Here is a 17,762-nt window from a genome sequence, read left to right on the forward strand (position 1 = left end):
CGCCAGTTTGCCCTATGCGTTTGCGACTTTCAGGAATGGCTAAAATTTAATCGCGCGGGGGAGTTGGCCTGGAAGTTTGATCATGCCGCATGCGGGCGCACGGCGGCGGTGGAACGGTGAGGCAAGCCCGGAGAGGGCGGGTGTGACCTAACGGCAGCCTCCCCAGAGGGCAACCCCTTGAGGCAATTTTCATTGAAATATCTGTGATTTTTGCTGGCTTTTGCATGTTTTAGCGGTGGCCGGAGGTCCGTGTGGCGGCCTGGCCGCGTTGGCCATGAAAATGCACCGGGCTTGATCCTGATCAAGCCGCACCTCTTGGCCATGCCCTAGAGGATGCTGTTATCGCGTAGCTTTGCTGCCTGTTTGCCGGCGTGGGGCCGGGTCAAGGGATGACGACGAAAGGACATCGGATGAAATTGAGTTTTGTTGCCGTTGCTGCTGCATCGCTTTTGGCCGCGGGGACGGCCTATGCGGACGGGGACGCCACAGCCGGCGCCAAGGTGTTCAAGAAGTGCATGGCCTGTCACACCGCCACCGAGCCGAAGAACAAGGTCGGACCGTCGCTGATGGGCGTGATCGGCCGTCCGGTTGCGACCGTGGAGGGCTACAGCTATTCGGCCGACATGAAGGCCTTCGGGGCAGACGGCAAGGTCTGGGACGAAGCGCTGATGGATCAGTATCTCAAGAAGCCCAAGGTTCTCGTGCCGAAGACCAAGATGGCCTTTGCCGGGCTGACGAAGGAGGAGGACATCCTCGACATCATCGCCTACCTCAAGGATCCGGCTGCGGCGAAGTAACGTCGTTTCGGTTTCTTGGTAGCATTTCCAGCAAGATGGCCCGGCGGAACATTTCGCCGGGCCTCTTGTCATTCGCCTGCCGATTATCTCTTGTACCGATTGCAGCCATAACTACATTTCAGCGGCGGAATCACAACTATCCGTTTGGATTGATTGTCTTCCCGCGATTGACGGAACCGCGTCTGCCGATAATCTGCAGACGGGCTCATAAGGGGAGACGTTTGCAATGGCCACGCTTCAATCGTTTGACAGCGAGATCGAAAAAACCAGGGGCATCGTGAAGGACATGCGCTCGAAGCTCGAGCAGTCCGGCATCGTCCTCGAGGAATTCGCGAAATCCGATGAAAAGCTCGGCAGCGCCGATTTCGACATCGAGAACGCGCGGCTCCAGGACGTCATCAATCAGCAGAAGGTGATGGAGGCGAACATCGCCGACCTGATCATCGGGCTCGAGGATGCGACCAATGTTTTCGGACAGGAGTTCGAAAGCATGAAGAGCATGACCGGTTTCGAAAAGTTCGTCGGCATCTTCTCCAAGCAGAAGGCACAGCGCATGCGCACCGACCGCGTGCGCAACATGTCGCTGGCCGGCAACCTGCAGGATCTGCTCGGCAAGTCGGACGCGATCGTCGGCATCCTCAAGGAGCAGCGCGCCGTCCTCGACGAGCGCTACAAGACCTCAGAGGCGAGCCTCGTGCAGGTGATCGAGCGCCGCAAGTCGACGATCGGCACGCTCGAAGAGACGCAGAAGCGCATCGACGAGCTCAATCCGATGCTGATGGATCTCGAAAACCGCATCGCTGCCTCGACCGATCAGGGTGAACGCACCCAGATCGAGGGCGAGCGCTCGGCGATGGCGACGGAGTACAACCAGCTGCAGGCGCGCGAGCAGGAACTGCTTGCCGAGAGCCAGACGCTGGAACGCTACACGTCGATGTTCCAGACCTTTGTCGACTCGCTCAACAACCAGATCGCCGCCCAGAACACGCTGATCAACAAGCTGACGATCGACACCGAGCAGCGCATCGTCCTCTACAAGGCGCTGGAAGATTCGCTGAAGACGGCGGCGCAACAGGACGTCGCGCACAAGATCAACACGCTCGGCAGCAAGGTCGACACCGCTGCCGAGGAAACCATGGCTGGCATCGGCGCCGCCGCCCAGCGCCATATCGGTGATCTCCTCGAGATGCATGAGAAGAACATGCTGTCGACCCAGGACATCCAGCGCCGCAAGAAGCTCGCCGACGACGCCTTCGCCCGCCGCTTCCAGGCGGTGATGGACAAGCACAATTCGGCAAACTACGTGAAGCAGTAAGGCGTTCACACGGCACTCCGGACCCTCTCCCTGCGTGCGGGGGAGAGGGTTAGGGTGAGGGGCATTTGGAAATGAGCAATGGGTCACCCGCCACCGCGCATTATTTTGCGACGATCAAGGCGGCGCTTTCCGGGTTTGAGGCTTATGTGGAGCAGCGCGGGCCGAAGGGCCCCGTCGATGGTTTCGCGGCGGGCGTGCTGGAGCCTTATCTCAAGCGGCTGATGGCATCGTTCTCCTGTTGGGAGACGCATGCGGGATTTGCCGAGCAATTCCGCATTTCGCGCGCCGACAGCGGCTTTCCGGTGTTCCAGAACGTGCTGGAGCTTGAAAACGACCGGGCCAGCGCCGAGAGCCGGCTCGCCTCGATCCCGCCGGCACAGGCGCTGCGCGAGGAAATGGCGGATTTCATCCTGCGGCAGAAGAGCTTTCCCTCCGCCCTGCAGCAGCAGATGGCCGAGCGCACCTATCTGGAACGTATCGGCGAGGGCGCCGTCTTCTCGCCGGCCGTCTTGCCGGATACGCTGCATGTCTCGGTCAACCCGAAGACCATGCGGCCGGTCTACCATGTCGCCTGGGGCATTTTCGACGGCAGCCAGACCCTGCCGATGGTCTACCTGGCGGCGATCGAGGATTCGTCGGAGGAAATGGTCAAGCTTCTGGTGACGAAGGACGGCAGGCTCAATCTGGACTCAGAAATCCCGCTGCCGGTTGGCGGGCTCCTCAATCCGCGGCTCGCCGTCCGGTTCGATGATTTCGTCGTGCGCAACGGCGCCTATTCGCTCACACCGGCGACGATCGCGGTCAATCTGGACCAGGATTTTCCGGAGCTGCATCCGAAGGTGATGCGCCGGCTGGTGCTCGGGCCGCTCTATTCCGCGGGCATCACCGAGAACAATGGCCGGGTCAACGACATCCTGTCCAAGGTCCGGAACACCGATAATGCCTGGATGTTCACCTGGACGATGCAGGAAATCTTCTCCAAGCGCGAGCGGCCGGAGAAGAAGGGCTTCTTCTCGACGGCGCCTGCGGCGGAGGAATTCCACATCGAGACGAACGATCTGGAGGCGACGCGCATGGGCGTCAGCGCCTACGAGAAACATGCCCTTGTGCCGCACGACGCCTATCAGGCGCTCTATGCTGCCGGAGAAGCCGACAGCATCTTCGGCAATTACAAGGTGCATGTGATTTCATCGAACAAGGTGATCAGCGAGGTTTGACCATGGCGAGCAGTACCGGACTGACCACGATCCACGAAGACGACATCGCCAAACACCTGGCGGTTGCCCAAGGCATGGTGACGCGGCTGGTGATGATCGAGACCGGCGGTGCCGCGCCGTCGACGCCGCTCGCCGGCACCGGTCGGCGTTTCGTCTCCACGGTTTCGACCGGCGGCATACGGCGGACGCGCGAGGTCGAACTGTCGAAGACGATCCAGTCGATCAAGCCTGACGATCCGCTGATGTCCCCGGCCCAGCATACGCTGCTTTACCGGGCGCGGCGCGGGCTGCAGGTGGCGCTGGCGGTGGCGGAGATCTACGGCCGGCAGACAGCGCTCGAGGGCCTTTTGGCGCGCAACATCTCGGCGCCGCTGCAGGGTGAGGAGGCGACCCATTTCAAGGCGCTGCTCGCCGCACAGGCCTATGTCGCCGCCTTCACCTTCGCGGCCTATCTGGCGCAGACGCTGGCCGGCGAGGGTGAGCCGGTCAACGACACGCACGAGCCGGACTATCTGTTCGACACGCCGCAAGACGCGCTGAAAAGCATGATCTCGGGTCTCGACACGGCGATTGCGGGCGGTGCCGACGAAATGGCGATGACGGCGCGGGCGAGGGCGTTCGCCCGCGAGGCGATTGCCGGACTGATCGGCCGCAAGGCGCGCTTCACCGGCCTTTCCGCCTTCGAAGGCAATCATATCCGCATTGACCAGGACGATTTCACGCTCGATGGTTTCGATGTCGCGCCGGGCCAGACGCGCAAGCCGCTGGTCATGACCTTCAAGAAGCCGAACGAGATCATCGGCAACCACATCGCCAAGTACCAGGCGATGAAGCTCGCCAAGATGCTGATGGCCTATGATTTCGACCGGCAGATGAACCCGTTCGTCGAGCTTGGCGGCTTTCTCTTCACCTTCATCGGCGACGGCATGCCGGGGACCGGCAAGACAATCCTGATCCAGATGGTGGCGGGTCTCCTCAACGATTACTGCCAGGTCGCAGGCTATGCCTTCCACTACGAGAATTTCGGCGTCGACCAGATTTCGTCCTATCAGGGAAAGTCCGGCCAGAACTGCAAGGAATTCATCAACAACGTGATGAACCCGCGGGCGATCGGCTTCGGCACGATCGACGATATCGACCAGGTCGCTGCGAGGCGCGCGGACGACCGGGCCTCTGCCGGCCAGCAGGAAGTGACCGCCGTCTTGATGGAGAACTTTGCCGGTGCGTCGACCGTGGTGCGCGGCAACTGCTCCTTCGGCATGTTCTCCAACTATCCGGAGAACGTCGACGACGCGCTGCGCCAGCGTGCCGGCACCCGCTGGCTGGTCGATGGTCCGCAGACGGAGGACGACTACATCGACATCTTCGCGCTGCTGATCGGCAAGAACCATTCGATCCCGCTCGGACAGCACGAGCTCTTTGCGGGTCAGGAGATCAAGAAGGCCGTCTCCGAGGCCTATCAGGGCTATTCGCGCCCGCAGGAGGAGGGGCTCGTCGCCGTGTGGGACCGCTTCACGCGCGACCACGGCGAACCGAAGTCGCTTGCCGATATCGGCGCATACCTGCACATGATCAAGGTCGCCGAGCCGCGCTTTACCGGCCGGGCGATCAAGAACATCACCGACGCGATCAAGATGCGGGCGATGGATGTCGACCTGCCGGACGAATGGTTCGCAACGCCGGAAGCCTTCATGCACAAGAGCTACGACGACAAAAAGGCGATGATCGAGGATCTGCGCGGGCCGATCACCCTCGAGATGATCCTGCAGGAGATCAACCGCTACGCCGACAGCGAATTCCGCTACACCGACAAGTCGGACGATGCCGCCGTCTCCGACATCGTGCGCCGCGAGCGGCAGCGGGAGAAGGCCGTTCGCGAGATCGAGACCATGAAGAAGGAAGGGCGCTGGCAGGAATGAGACGCCTTCTCGAAGCCGAACTGATCTATGGCAGGCTGCTCGACATCGCCGAGCCGCACCTGATCGCGCGCTACAACAAGGCGCTGAAGGGGTTCGGTCTGCCCGAGACGAAGCTCGACCGCTTTTCGATCGACATGACCGGATTTTCGCCGGACGTCGCGGCCGAGCTCGGTGACTGGGATTATCTCGATCCGAACAAGGTCAACCGCCGCTTCATCATCATGACGCCCGACCAGGAGAACCTGCCGGTCGTTCATACGAGCTTTTCCAACACCGCCGGGCTGATGCACGAATTCTACCTCGCCAACCGGCGGGCGATCACGGCGGTGACGATCAAGGATGCGCTCTACGGCGAGATCGAGGATTCGGTCGCCGAGGTCAAAAGCCTGGAGGACCTTCTGTCGATCAACGAGGTCCGCTTTCGCGTCCTGTCGGCGGAGGACCTGCTCGGCAAGGCCGGCGAATTGCGCGCGCTCGCCGATCGGCTGACGACGGTTCCCGATGCCTGGCGCGACGACGCCATGCTGAACCGCATGGTCGAGCTCGCCAAGTCGACCGGAGACATCCGCCAGAATGCGCTGGTGCCCGACAAGCTGGTCTTCCGCCACGAGAGCTTCTGGGCGGACCATTTCGGCGGTGTCTACATCTTTTCCGACGAGCGTACGATCACGGTGATCTGCGATCCGGATGCGCCGGGCTTCCGTCGCTCGCGGCCCTGGCAGGTCAGCTATATTTCCGTCCACGATCACGCCCGCATCTACGAGTTCCTCGCCCGATCGGGCCGTATCGAGCTGCCGCGGGCAAGCTGGGTGGAGGCGTCGGGTCTCTATCGCCACCGCGCCGACATGGCGCTGCAGACGCTGATTGCCAGGCTGGAGCCGCAGGCGGATTTCGAGCGCATCGATCCGATCTGGACGCAGACCTTTTTGCACAGAAACGCCGACGCCGTGATGGCGGAGGGGACCTATCCCTTCCTCGCCGGCATCCAGAAGACGATTGCGCAGACGGGCTCCATCCGGATGGAAGAGGTGGCGCCGGAGCGACGTTTCGCGCTGTTGCGGGCAGCACCTGCCCATCCGGACATGTGGCTCACCAACCGGCTGATCGCGCAGCTGGTGCCGCAGGATTTCGTGTCCCGCTTCGTCTTCGACAAGCAGGGCTTCTACCGGAACTACGAGGATTTCCCGGAGAATTTCCGCGCGCATGTTGTGTCGGTGCTGACCGGCGCATATCTGAAAGACAAGAAAGCGTTCCGCAAGCGCCTTTACGGCATAGGAGACGACGTCAATGCTTGATCCGATCATCGAATTCTTCGAGCGCGGCTTCCGCGCCATAGGCCGCGGATTTGGCATGCTGGTGGCGTGGGTCGTCTGGCCGTTTCTGGCGTTGGCAAGCTGGTACCGCCGCCGCCACTGGCTGGTGAAAGGGCCGGTTGGTCTCATGCTGATCGTGCTTGTCGGTCTTTACGGCTACTTCTTCTGGCAGACACAGGTCTGGTCGGGCTTCAATCCGGAACTGGTCAAGAGCTACAATTTCGGATCGCGGACGCTGAGCGCAGGCGAGCCGGTTCCGGACAAGCCCGGCACCTGCGAGCCGTCGGCCGTCGTCCAGATTGCCTCCGATCTCACCGACTTCAACGTCAACCAGAATGCCTGGATTTCGTCGATGGTGCTCTACAAGGCCGGCCTGTTCGGCATGGATTGGGACAACACGCCGTTCCTCGACAACAAGGCGTCGTTCCAGCGTGGGGTGAACCAGGTGGTGCGCCGCACGGCCATCGAGCTTGTCGATGCGCTCGGCCGCGTGCGCGGCACGTCGAGCATCAACAACGACCTGCAGCGGGCGCGCGGCAATATCCAGTTTGACGAATACACCTGGTATTTCGGGCTGCATCCGTTCGGCTTCAAGACGCCGACGCCGAGCTTCTATCGCCAGGCGATCAAGGACTTCGACAAGTTCAACACCGACCTGGCGAGCTGCAACGCAACCTTCGACACGCGTGCCGACAACCTGATCCAGCTCTTCGACCGCATGGCGAGCGACCTCGGCAGCACGTCGGATATCCTGCGCAAGCGTTCGGAGGATTACAATGCGGGCTGGTTTGACACCCGCGCCGATGACCGTTTCTGGTTTGCCTATGGCCAGCTCTACGCGCAATATGCGGTGCTGTCGGCGGCCCGGTCCGATTTCGCGGATGTGGTCAAGGAGCGCAATCTCGGCGCGATCTGGTCGCAGATGGATGCGCAATTCGAAGGCGCGCTGAAGATCCGCCCGGCGATCATTTCCAACGGCAGCGAAGCCGGTTGGATCATGCCGACGCATCTGGCGACGATGGGCTTCTATATCCTAAGAGTGCGGTCGAACCTCGTCGAACTGCGCTCGGTTCTGGACCGCTGAGGAACGGGCAGGGTCCTACCGGATACTGCAAATGTGACGGCCCGCCAGTTAACCTGGCGGGCCGATTGTCTTTTCAGACAGTCGCCATGTTCTCGGCGCCGTCTCCGACGAAGCCGATGGCGCGAAGGCGCTCGAAGAATTCGTAGGTGATGCCGACCATCTCGCCGCGGCCGTCCGGCGTTTCGCGGTAGCGACCGACGCTGCGCAGAAACTTGAAGTTCTGATCGCCGCTCTTCAGGCGAAAGATCACGTGAAAGCTGTTTCTCTGCTCGATGCAGGTTTCGAGCGCCTGGACAACAAGCGTGTAGTCGTCCGGATGGATCTTGCTGTTGGCCTCGACCAGGTTCATCGGGCCCGTGGTGTATTCCATGCCGAACAGCGTGAAGATATCTTTCGTCGCGAAGAAATGACCTGTTTCCAGGTCCATTCGCCAGAAACCATAAAGCCGGTATGCGGCCACGAGATCCACGATTTCCTTGTCGGAAATGCTGATATGGTCGCGGTCGGCGGTTTTTGAGGTCTCGTCGATATCTGTAAAACGCAATGGCACAGGCTGTTTCCTAGTTTCTATCACTCATACGAGTCGGCCTTGCCTTCGGATCTCATCAGATTGAAATTCCTTCGGTCCAGGCTGAATTTGCTGATCGTACTTCTCCCACTATATGGAGGATACGCCCTGTCAAGACGCCTGAACATCCTTAAATCTTGCAATTACTATGTATTCCACCATTGCTGATCAGCAGATCAGTTCGGTGCTTTGAGTGGCCGGTCGTGCTATACTGTTTCAACACTTCGTTCTTCGGTCCGCATCCAAGGGAGAAAACGATGCTGAAGCAAATGGACGATCTGCCCGACGGAATTATCGGGTTCGAGGCGCACGGGAAACTCAAGGCGCACGACTATGAGACGGTGCTCATTCCCGCGGTTCTCAATGCGCTTGAAGACGGAAGGATGCGTTTCCTGTTCGTGCTGGCGGATGACTTTGCCGGGTTCGAACTCGGCGCGGTCTGGGACGACGCGGTCTTCGGTTTGAGGCACTATTTCGATTTCGAAAAGATCGCCGTCGTCACCTCCAGTTCGGTGATGGCCGCCATCATCCACTCGGTCGCCTTCATGATTCCGGCGGAAACGCATGTATTCAAGACGGAAAACCTCGATAAGGCGACGGCTTGGCTTGCCTATGACAAGGATTTCACCAGCAATACCGAAACCCGCCACGCCGCTCTATGACGTCGAGATGAAGGTGGGTCTTGTGGGCTTCGTCGCTTGGCGGCCCCAGGACGGTGGTGAAGTCCAGGCAGGCCGCTTCGCGAACGGCGCGCTGAAACGCGCCGTCGAAGGTCGAATCCTTGCTGCGTGGTTCCACGCTGAGCGCTTTGCCGCCGGAGAACTTGAAAGAGGCGATGTCGATGGCATTGCCTCTGGCGTGTTCCGACAGCTTGCCTGTCGTGGCGCTGTTGCGATTGCGGCAGATATAGCTTGACGCCTGGCCGAGCGTCGTGAGGCGGCCCGCCTTTGGAAAGGCCTTCTCCGACATGGGGATGACCGTTTCGCGCGTCCAGTGGGCAAGCGCCAAGGCGGCCTCGCAGCGAAGGGTCGCCGCCGGCTCGATCTTGACGCCGGGCAGGATGGCGGTGACCTCGATCGGCTTGTCGATACCGCAACCATCGCCGTCGTCGATCCGTTCCTTCTCGCTGAAGGCTGCGCCGATTGCCTTCAGGTCGCTGATGCAGGCGGCGTATGTGGCGGCATTTTCCTTTTCGACCGGAGGGGGCGGGGGCGTCTTGGGAGCAGTTTCTTCGGCCGGCTTCTTCTCGTCGTCGGTCTTTTCCCCGTTGTCAGCGCCTTTCTTCTGATCGTCCTTTGTCTCGGCGGGTGCTGCGTCGTCCGGGCCGGCCTTTTCGCCGGATGGCGGCGATGCCTCGTCACGCATGGGGTTTTCCTTCGGGACAGGACCCGTCTCAGGCAATGCAGCCGAGATCAGCAGAAGTGCGGCTATCGCCAGAAGTCCGGCTTTCAGTGTCCTCATGCGTCGTCTCCATGCCCCGACCATGACCGGCTCCGGAAACGGAGCCATGGTCTCGTGTTTGCAACAAGGCAATGGTCGCCGCTGCCTGAACCACATGGCGGATGCAGGAAGACACTGTTGCATGGCTGCAACGCGCGAACGGCGGAAATGTTCAATTCCGGTACGGCATGGATAATTTGTTGACATAAAAACTCATGTTATTTATGTGGCGGAAATCAGGCGCTTTTCCGGTGCCTCCTCTCCCTGCCCAGCCAGCCCGGCATATGAAGATGCCTCAGCCAGCCCGGTCGATCCCATCGAAAGGACTAGCTCAATGCCGCTTCGCCCTGCGCATTCCTCGATACTTGCGCTGTCTGCCATTCTTCTTGCCTCGTCCGCCTGCATCGCTTCCGCGCAGGATGCACAGAAGACCGAGGATACGACCGAACTCGCCCCGATCGTGCTCAAGGGCAAGCGGGTCAAATCAGCAGTCGCCGAAACGCCGCTGGCCAGCGAGACAACGCGGGAGGAGATCGCCAAGAAGGACGTCGACAATCTCAACGATCTCGGCAACACCACGGAGCCGGGCGTCAGCTTCGTCGGCGCATCCGGCTCGGTCAACATCCGCGGTCTGGAAGAGGACCGTGTCCTGACGCTCATTGACGGCGTTCCCATCCCCTATGTCAGCGATCCGGTGCGCGGCTATGCGCTCGGCGGATCGGACAGCTACGACTTCTCGTCGCTCTCCGCCATCGACATCGTCCGCGGCGCGGATTCGTCGCGCGCCGGTTCCGGTGCGCTCGGCGGCGCCGTCGTGCTGCGTACGCTGGAACCGGAAGACCTGATCAGCGACTACAAGGACTGGGGTGTCGTCGCCAAGACGACCTACGACAGTTCCGACCGTTCCTTCAGCGCCTCCGTGGCCGGCGCCAAGCGCGTTGGCGACACGTCGGTGCTCTTCCAGGGCAGCTACAAGAAGGGACACGAGACCGAGACGAAGGGCGACGTCGGCGGCTACGGATCGACGCGCACCGAGGCGAACCCCGAGGACTTCGATCGCGAGAACGTGCTCTTCAAGATCCGCCGCAAACTCGAGGGCGGCCACACGATCGGCCTGACCGCAGAGCACTACAACTATGATTCGACCACCGACCTGCGCAACCAGCAGGGCACGACCTATCGCCAGGACGACTACGACGACATCGACGACACGACCCGTACGCGCGTGTCGCTCGACTACCGGTTCGAGTCGGAGAGTACCGACAGCCTTATCGACAGTGCTTCGGCCACTCTTTATTGGCAGAAACTGCAGAAGTACGGCGGGGTGGAAGCGTACCGACTTAGCGCTCCGGCCGGCGACTACTGGCGCAAGAGCGACTATGACGACAAGTCCTTCGGCTTCACCGGCTGGGTGAAGGGTGGATTCGAGACCGGCAGCCTGAACCACGAGGTTACCGTCGGCGGCAACGCATCGCTGGCGAAGACGACGCAGTACGAGACGGGTTACGACACGTGCGACACCTACGCCACCAAGCCAACCGCCTGCTCGTTCTATCACAACAACCAGGCTGACATGCCGGAAGTCTGGAGCACAAACCTGGGCATCTACGCCGACGACAAGATCAGCTTCGGCAACAGCAATTTCTCGCTCACACCGGGCCTGCGCTTCGACTGGTTCAACTACGACACGAAGGAAACGGCGGGCTACGAGAACAATGACGGCTATGACGGGCTGCCCGACGGAACCAGCGACTATCAGTTCTCGCCCAAGGTGAGAGCGTCCTGGCAGGTTCGACCGGATGTCGAGCTCTATGCGCAATGGGCGGTCGGCTTCAAGGCGCCGAGTGTCACGCAGATGTATCTCAACTACACCAATCCGGGCCGCTATCGGACAATCGGCAATCCCGATCTGGATGCGGAAACCAGCAATGGCTTCGAACTCGGCACCAACTTTGGCAATGAGGGCTTCGGCGGGCGGCTGGCCGGTTTCTACAACCGCTACCGCAACTTCATCGACAGCGAGACGACCATCACCTCCGACTTCCCGATGGGCAGCACGGAATACTTCAACCGGAACCGTGTCCGCATCTATGGTGTCGAGGCCAATCTCCACAAGAACTTCGACAACGGCATCAATCTGCATGGCGCGCTGAGCTATGCGATCGGTGAGGATCTCGACACTGGCGAGCGCCTGGCTTCCGTGCCGCCGCTCAAGGTGGTCGCCGGCATCGGATATCAGCAGGAGGAATGGGGAACGGATTTCACCGTGATCGGCGTCAGCGGCGTTTCGGACAAGTTCACCGCCAATTTCAAGCCCGCCGGGTACGGCATCGTCAACGTGACCGGATGGTGGGAGCCCGCGAAGCTCAAGGGGCTGAGGGTACAGGCCGGCGTCTACAACCTGTTCGACAAGGAGTATTACGATGCGCTGGAGGTCAAGGATGTGAACGTCACATCGACTTCATCCAACCGTGCTTTCTACTCGGAGCCGGGACGCACGTTCAAAGTTTCGATCACCAAAACCTTTTAAACTTCAATATTTCATCAGTTGCGGGAGCGGCATGCATCATGCCGCTCCCTATTTTTTCAAAGCCGAAAAGCCGGTCTTGCTAAAGCCGGGGACACGCGCTAACAATTCGCCCCATGAACACGTCTTTGAACATCTGGAACTGGTGGTGGGCTCGCTGAGGCGGCCGCGACCAGTCGTGTCTTGAAGACGAAGACTTGTGAAGCCGCCCGGGATCCTTCAGGCGGCTTTTTTGTATTTTAAGCGCCTGATCACCCGGCCAGGGGAATGCTGGAGAGAAGAGAATGGTTACGATACTTCGCGATGACGGCGCGGAAGTCTACGAGACGAAGGGTGGCATCACCATCACCCGGCAGAAGATCGAGAAGCCTTACGCCGACGCGATCTCCGACTATATCGACATGATGGACGAGCGACGCGGTGCGGTGCTGTCGTCGAACTACGAATATCCGGGCCGTTATACCCGCTGGGATACGGCGATCGTCGATCCGCCGGTCGGAGTTTCCTGCTTCGGCCGCAAGATGTGGCTAGATGCCTATAACGAGCGCGGCGAGGTGCTTCTGGCCTTTATCGGCGAGAAGCTTGCCGCCGTCGAAGACGTGACCATCGATGAGCGCACCGCTCGCCGCATCGACCTGACGGTCAAGGAGCCGGACCGGGTCTTCACCGAAGAAGAGCGCTCGAAGATCCCGACGGTGTTCACCGTCCTGCGCGCCATTACGGACCTGTTCTTCTCCAAGGCCGACGACAATCTCGGCCTCTACGGCGCCTTCGGCTACGATCTCGCCTTCCAGTTTGACGCCATCAAGCTGAAGCTGGAGCGGGCAGGGGACCAGCGCGACATGGTGCTCTACCTGCCGGACGAAATTCTCGTCGTCGACAACTATTCGGCCAAGGCCTGGGTGCAGCGCTACGATTTCGAGAAGGACGGCCTGACCACCTTCGGCAAGGCCGGCACGATCGCTCCGGAACCGTTCAAGATGACGGATACGATCCCGCCGCGCGGCGATCATCGTCCGGGCGAGTATTCCGAGCTGGTCGTCAAGGCCAAGGAAAGCTTCCAGAAGGGCGATCTCTTCGAGGTCGTTCCCGGCCAGAAGTTCATGGAGCGCTGCGAGAGCAAGCCGTCGGCCATCTCCCGCCGCCTGAAGGCGATCAACCCGTCGCCCTATTCCTTCTTCATCAATCTCGGCAATCAGGAATACCTGATCGGCGCCTCGCCGGAAATGTTCGTCCGGGTGTCCGGCCGTCGCATCGAGACCTGCCCGATCTCCGGCACGATCAAGCGCGGCGATGATCCGATCGCCGATAGCGAGCAGATCCTGAAGCTCCTGAACTCCAAGAAGGACGAATCCGAGCTGACCATGTGTTCGGACGTCGACCGCAACGACAAGAGCCGCGTCTGCGAGCCGGGCTCCGTCAAGGTCATCGGCCGCCGGCAGATCGAGATGTATTCGCGCCTGATCCATACGGTCGATCATATCGAGGGCCGTCTGCGTGACGACATGGACGCCTTCGACGGCTTCCTCAGCCACGCCTGGGCGGTCACCGTCACCGGCGCGCCGAAGCTCTGGGCGATGCGCTTCATCGAGAACCACGAGAAGAGCCCGCGCGCCTGGTATGGCGGGGCGATCGGCATGGTCGGCTTCAACGGCGACATGAACACCGGCCTGACGCTGCGCACCATCCGCATCAAGGACGGCATCGCCGAAGTGCGCGCCGGCGCGACGCTGCTTTTCGATTCCAATCCGCAGGAAGAAGAAGCCGAAACCGAACTGAAGGCATCCGCCATGCTGTCTGCCATCCGTGAAGCCAAGGTCGGCAGCAATGCCAAGACGCAGCGCGACGTTGCCGCCGTCGGCAAGGGCGTCAACATTCTGCTGATCGACCACGAAGACAGCTTCGTGCATACGCTCGCCAACTATTTCCGCCAGACCGGCGCGACGGTAACGACCGTCAGAACCCCGGTGCCGGAAGAGGTGTTCGACCGTATGAAGCCGGACCTCGTCGTGCTGTCGCCCGGACCGGGCAGTCCGCAGGACTTCGACACCAAGGCGACGATCAAGAAGGCGCGGGCACGCGACCTGCCGATCTTCGGCGTCTGCCTCGGCCTGCAGGCGCTGGCCGAAGCCTATGGCGGGCAGTTGCGTCAGCTGGCTATCCCCATGCACGGCAAGCCGTCGCGCATCCGCGTCCTCGATCCGGGCATCGTCTTCTCCGGCCTCGGCAAGGAGATCACGGTCGGCCGCTACCACTCGATCTTCGCCGATCCGGTGGCCCTGCCGGCCGAATTCATGATCACCGCGGAGAGCGAGGACGGAACTGTGATGGGCATCGAGCACACCAAGGAGCCGATCGCCGCCGTCCAGTTCCACCCGGAATCGATCATGACACTCGGTCACGATGCCGGCATGCGGATGATCGAGAACGTGGTGACGCATCTGGCAAAGCGGGCGAAGATCAAGGCCGCCTGAGTGCCTGCGAACAGAGAACATAAAAAGGCGGCATCAAAGGCCGCCTTTTTCTTTTGATAGTGCAATCTGCCGCTTTGCTCTGCTGCGCTTGAATGCTATGCGGCGCGGGAGATCACGAAGTGGAGCCGGTCATGGCTGTCGAGCGCGAAAACCTGAAGCGGATCGCTTTCTGGGGCATCCCTCTTGCCTTCTTCGTGATGGGGCTGAAGCTGCTCGCCTGGTGGGTGACGGGCTCCGTCGCGCTGTTGTCGGATGCGCTGGAGTCGACGGTCAACGTCATCGCCGCCTTCATCGCTTATTTCGTCGTCGTCTATGCGCAGAAGCCGGCCGACGAGGACCACCAGTTCGGCCACTACAAGGCGGAATATCTCTCGGCGGTCGCCGAAGGCGTGATGATCGTGCTGGCGGCGCTGCTGATCGTCAACGAAGCGCTGCCGCATCTAAGCTCTCCGGAACTGCCCGCCGCACCTGCGCTGGGTCTGGTGATCAATACGGCGGCTGCGGTCGTCAACGCCGCCTGGGCCTATCTTCTGATCCGCATCGGCAAGGCGCATCATTCCGCAGCATTGACGGCCGATGGCCAGCATATCCTCTCCGACGTCATCACCTCCGGTGGGGTGCTGGTCGGCCTGGTCGCGGCCATTCTCACAGGCTATGCCATCCTCGATCCGCTGATGGCGATCCTGGTCGCCGTCAACATCCTCTACCAGGGCTGGAAGGTGATTTCCCATTCGGTGAGCGGCCTGATGGACAAGGCCGTGACGGCGGACGAGGAGGCGGCGATCAAGCAGGCGATCTCGGACAATGCGAAAGGCGCGATCGACGTTCACGATCTGCGGACCCGCCGCGCCGGGCCGGCCGTCTTCGTGGACTTTCATCTGGTCGTCTCCGGGCAGATGCCGGTCGGCGAGGCGCATGACATCTGCGACCGGCTGGAAGATGCGATCCACAACGTGATCTCCGGCGCCAGCATCGCGATCCACGTCGAGCCGGAAGGCGAGAAGGCGCACGGCGTGCACGTCAATATCGGCCGGCGGCGCAGCCGCCACGCGGCGGCGGGCTGAGCGGGGCTTCCATTCCGTGCCCGGCGGGTCTATGACACCCGCCAATTTCCAGACTTTGAGGCTTACCCATGTCCAAGACCGATGTTTCCGGGCTGACGCAGCTCGGCCAGACCGTATCCGCGCCGCAGACGCCGGAAGAGGCCGTTCTCGAGCGGGTTCCGAACGGCAATGAAGGCACGCAATATGTCGTGCGCTTCACCGCGCCGGAATTCACCTCGCTCTGCCCGATGACCGGCCAGCCCGATTTCGCCCACATCGTCATCGACTACGTTCCCGGCAAATGGCTGGTGGAATCGAAGTCGCTGAAGCTGTTCCTGACCGCGTTCCGCAATCATGGCGCTTTCCATGAGGATTGCTCTGTCTATATCGCCAAGCGTATCGTCGATTTGCTCGAGCCGGAGTGGCTGAGGATCGGTGCCTACTGGTATCCGCGCGGCGGCATTCCGATCGACGTGTTCTGGCAGACCGGCGAGGCCCCGAAGGGGGTCTGGATACCGGACCAGGGCGTGCCGACCTATCGCGGGCGCGGCTGAGTTCTGATCAACGGATTGCAACGGGAAAGAGATCGGCATGACGAAGACCGGCAGGCGAATGAGGCTCACCGAGACGCATCTCCGCCATGTAGCCCGCGTCATGGACGATCCCGGTCCGCAGTTGATCGAAGGGTTTCGCACCGCAACCGATGCCGACTACGCCAAAGATGTGGACGCCATTCTGGCCTCGCGTCCGAATGATGGCGTCTGGCTTTTCGGCTATGGATCGCTGATCTGGAATCCCGAGACTGCGTATACTGAAAAGCGGCCAGCGACTGCGCTCGGCTGGCATCGACGCTTCTGCCTCGGATGGGACTATCGCTATCGCGGCTGCCGGGAAACGCCGGGCGTGATGCTGGCGCTCGATCGCGGCGGGCAATGCCGCGGCATGGCCTATCGGTTGCCGGACGACGGGCTCGAGGCCGAACTGCACAAGCTCATCCGCCGCGAGGTCAGCATGGTGCCGTCGGCCTTTCCATGGCGCTGGATCGACGTCGTCACCGAGGAGGGCAGGGTCCGGGCCCTGACATTCGCCATGAACCGCAAGAGCGGGCGCTATATCGTCTGCGAGGACGACGCAGAACTTGCGGCGATTCTCGCCCGGGCCAGCGGCTTTCGCGGGTCGATGGCGGAATACGTCTTCAATACCGTCTCGCATCTTGAGCAACTCGGCATTCGCGACAGGAACCTCTGGCAGCTGCAGGCGCTGATCGCCGACGAGATCGAAAGACAGCCCGATTTTCCGACATCGGTCTGACCGGGAAATGAAAACGGGGGCTTAAAGCCCCCGTTTCGCATATTTGGATGTGGTTGGTTCGGCTTATGCCATCATCAGGGCAATGCCGCCGATGGCCGTTGCGCCGCCGAGCAGGCGGGCGACGGTCTGGTAGCGGCCGAGCAGCGTGCCGAGGCCGATGCCGGCGGCATGCAGCGCGATCGTCGAGGCGATGAAGCCGGCGGCAAACGGCAGCGCGCCGGCGCCGTGCATCTCGCTGCCATGGGCAAAGCCGTGGAAGAGGGCGAAGACGGCAACGACGGCGGCGGAAGCGGCGGTCGGCATCTTCACCGCCATGGCGACGAGGAGGCCGAGGCCGATGACCGAGGCAAGGATCGCCGGTTCGACGAAGGGCAGGGCGACGCCGGAGATCGACAGCAGGAAGCCGAGCGCCATCGTCGAGACGAAGGCCGCCGGAACGATGAGCCGGGCGCGGCCGCCGATCATCGAGGCCCACAGGCCGACGGCGACCATGGCGAGGATGTGGTCGGCACCCGACAGCGGATGCGCAAGGCCGGTCATCGCGGACAGGTGTTCGCTGCTGATATGCGCGAAGGCCGGAGCTGCTGCGGCGGCGAAAATGGCGGCGGTGATGGAAATTCTTTTCAACATGATGTCCCTCGTTTGGTCGACATGGCGCCCGAGAACCGGTCGCGCCTGACCCCGTCTTAATGAGATTCACAGACTAGGGTAAGTCCCTCGGCGATGTCCATGCGCATTTTGCCGTAGACTATGG

15 protein-coding genes are annotated in these 17,762 nt (G+C 61.4%); 12 read left to right on the plus strand and 3 right to left on the minus strand.

Annotated elements, in window-relative coordinates; genetic code table 11:
* Window positions 1-410: 410 nt before the first annotated feature.
* The 6 genes from ACU5AZ_RS17205 (at window position 411) to ACU5AZ_RS17230 (ending at window position 7,645) form a co-directional block, all read left to right on the plus strand.
* On the plus strand, window positions 411-797 hold the full coding sequence (locus ACU5AZ_RS17205) for a c-type cytochrome (RefSeq protein ID WP_446823552.1): 387 nt from the start codon (window positions 411-413) through the stop codon (window positions 795-797).
* Between the two features lie 226 nt (window positions 798-1,023).
* A complete protein-coding gene (locus ACU5AZ_RS17210) occupies window positions 1,024-2,112 on the plus strand; it encodes a hypothetical protein (RefSeq protein ID WP_446823553.1) in 1,089 nt (362 codons plus the stop codon).
* Between the two features lie 71 nt (window positions 2,113-2,183).
* On the plus strand, window positions 2,184-3,329 hold the full coding sequence (locus ACU5AZ_RS17215) for a hypothetical protein (RefSeq protein ID WP_446823554.1): 1,146 nt from the start codon (window positions 2,184-2,186) through the stop codon (window positions 3,327-3,329).
* Between the two features lie 2 nt (window positions 3,330-3,331).
* Entirely contained in the window at window positions 3,332-5,248 is a 1,917-nt protein-coding gene (locus ACU5AZ_RS17220; protein WP_446823555.1) for an AAA family ATPase, read from the plus strand.
* Window positions 5,245-6,543 (plus strand): DUF6638 family protein, encoded by a 1,299-nt coding sequence (locus ACU5AZ_RS17225; protein ID WP_446823556.1) that lies wholly within the window; start codon window positions 5,245-5,247, stop codon window positions 6,541-6,543. Before ACU5AZ_RS17220 ends, ACU5AZ_RS17225 begins: the two co-directional genes overlap by 4 nt.
* Window positions 6,536-7,645 (plus strand): DUF2333 family protein, encoded by a 1,110-nt coding sequence (locus tag ACU5AZ_RS17230; RefSeq protein ID WP_446823557.1) that lies wholly within the window; start codon window positions 6,536-6,538, stop codon window positions 7,643-7,645. The genes ACU5AZ_RS17225 and ACU5AZ_RS17230 overlap by 8 nt, the downstream gene beginning before the upstream one ends.
* A gap of 73 nt (window positions 7,646-7,718) precedes the next feature.
* Here ACU5AZ_RS17230 and ACU5AZ_RS17235 read toward each other — a convergent pair whose 3' ends face one another.
* Window positions 7,719-8,189 (minus strand): diguanylate cyclase, encoded by a 471-nt coding sequence (locus ACU5AZ_RS17235; RefSeq protein ID WP_446823558.1) that lies wholly within the window; start codon window positions 8,187-8,189, stop codon window positions 7,719-7,721.
* Window positions 8,190-8,470: 281 nt separating this feature from the next.
* On the opposite strand from ACU5AZ_RS17235, the gene ACU5AZ_RS17240 reads away from it, so the two are divergent.
* Window positions 8,471-8,875, plus strand: a complete 405-nt coding sequence (locus ACU5AZ_RS17240) for an STAS/SEC14 domain-containing protein (protein ID WP_446823559.1) — start codon at window positions 8,471-8,473, stop codon at window positions 8,873-8,875.
* On the opposite strand, the gene ACU5AZ_RS17245 is transcribed toward ACU5AZ_RS17240, so the two are convergent.
* On the minus strand, window positions 8,838-9,674 hold the full coding sequence (locus tag ACU5AZ_RS17245; RefSeq protein ID WP_446823560.1) for an extensin-like domain-containing protein: 837 nt from the start codon (window positions 9,672-9,674) through the stop codon (window positions 8,838-8,840). The genes ACU5AZ_RS17240 and ACU5AZ_RS17245 overlap by 38 nt on opposite strands.
* 313 nt (window positions 9,675-9,987) lie before the next feature.
* Here ACU5AZ_RS17245 and ACU5AZ_RS17250 point away from each other — a divergent pair, with 313 nt between their 5' ends.
* The 5 genes from ACU5AZ_RS17250 to ACU5AZ_RS17270 all read left to right on the plus strand — a co-directional run bounded on the left by ACU5AZ_RS17250 (window position 9,988) and on the right by ACU5AZ_RS17270 (window position 17,008).
* Window positions 9,988-12,183 carry a TonB-dependent hemoglobin/transferrin/lactoferrin family receptor gene (locus tag ACU5AZ_RS17250; RefSeq protein WP_446823561.1) on the plus strand — a complete coding sequence of 732 codons (2,196 nt, stop codon included), beginning with the start codon at window positions 9,988-9,990 and terminating at the stop codon, window positions 12,181-12,183.
* A gap of 281 nt (window positions 12,184-12,464) precedes the next feature.
* Window positions 12,465-14,654 (plus strand): anthranilate synthase, encoded by a 2,190-nt coding sequence (locus tag ACU5AZ_RS17255; protein WP_446823562.1) that lies wholly within the window; start codon window positions 12,465-12,467, stop codon window positions 14,652-14,654.
* Between the two features lie 131 nt (window positions 14,655-14,785).
* Window positions 14,786-15,718 carry a cation diffusion facilitator family transporter gene (locus ACU5AZ_RS17260; RefSeq protein ID WP_446823563.1) on the plus strand — a complete coding sequence of 311 codons (933 nt, stop codon included), beginning with the start codon at window positions 14,786-14,788 and terminating at the stop codon, window positions 15,716-15,718.
* 68 nt (window positions 15,719-15,786) lie between these two features.
* Window positions 15,787-16,251, plus strand: a complete 465-nt coding sequence (queF, locus tag ACU5AZ_RS17265; protein ID WP_446823564.1) for a preQ(1) synthase — start codon at window positions 15,787-15,789, stop codon at window positions 16,249-16,251.
* A gap of 37 nt (window positions 16,252-16,288) precedes the next feature.
* Window positions 16,289-17,008 (plus strand): gamma-glutamylcyclotransferase, encoded by a 720-nt coding sequence (locus ACU5AZ_RS17270; RefSeq protein WP_446823565.1) that lies wholly within the window; start codon window positions 16,289-16,291, stop codon window positions 17,006-17,008.
* 63 nt (window positions 17,009-17,071) lie between these two features.
* Here ACU5AZ_RS17270 and ACU5AZ_RS17275 read toward each other — a convergent pair whose 3' ends face one another.
* Window positions 17,072-17,638 carry a HupE/UreJ family protein gene (locus tag ACU5AZ_RS17275; protein ID WP_446823566.1) on the minus strand — a complete coding sequence of 189 codons (567 nt, stop codon included), beginning with the start codon at window positions 17,636-17,638 and terminating at the stop codon, window positions 17,072-17,074.
* Window positions 17,639-17,762: the final 124 nt, after the last annotated feature.

It is taken from the genome of Rhizobium sp. PAMB 3182, assembly GCF_052908355.1.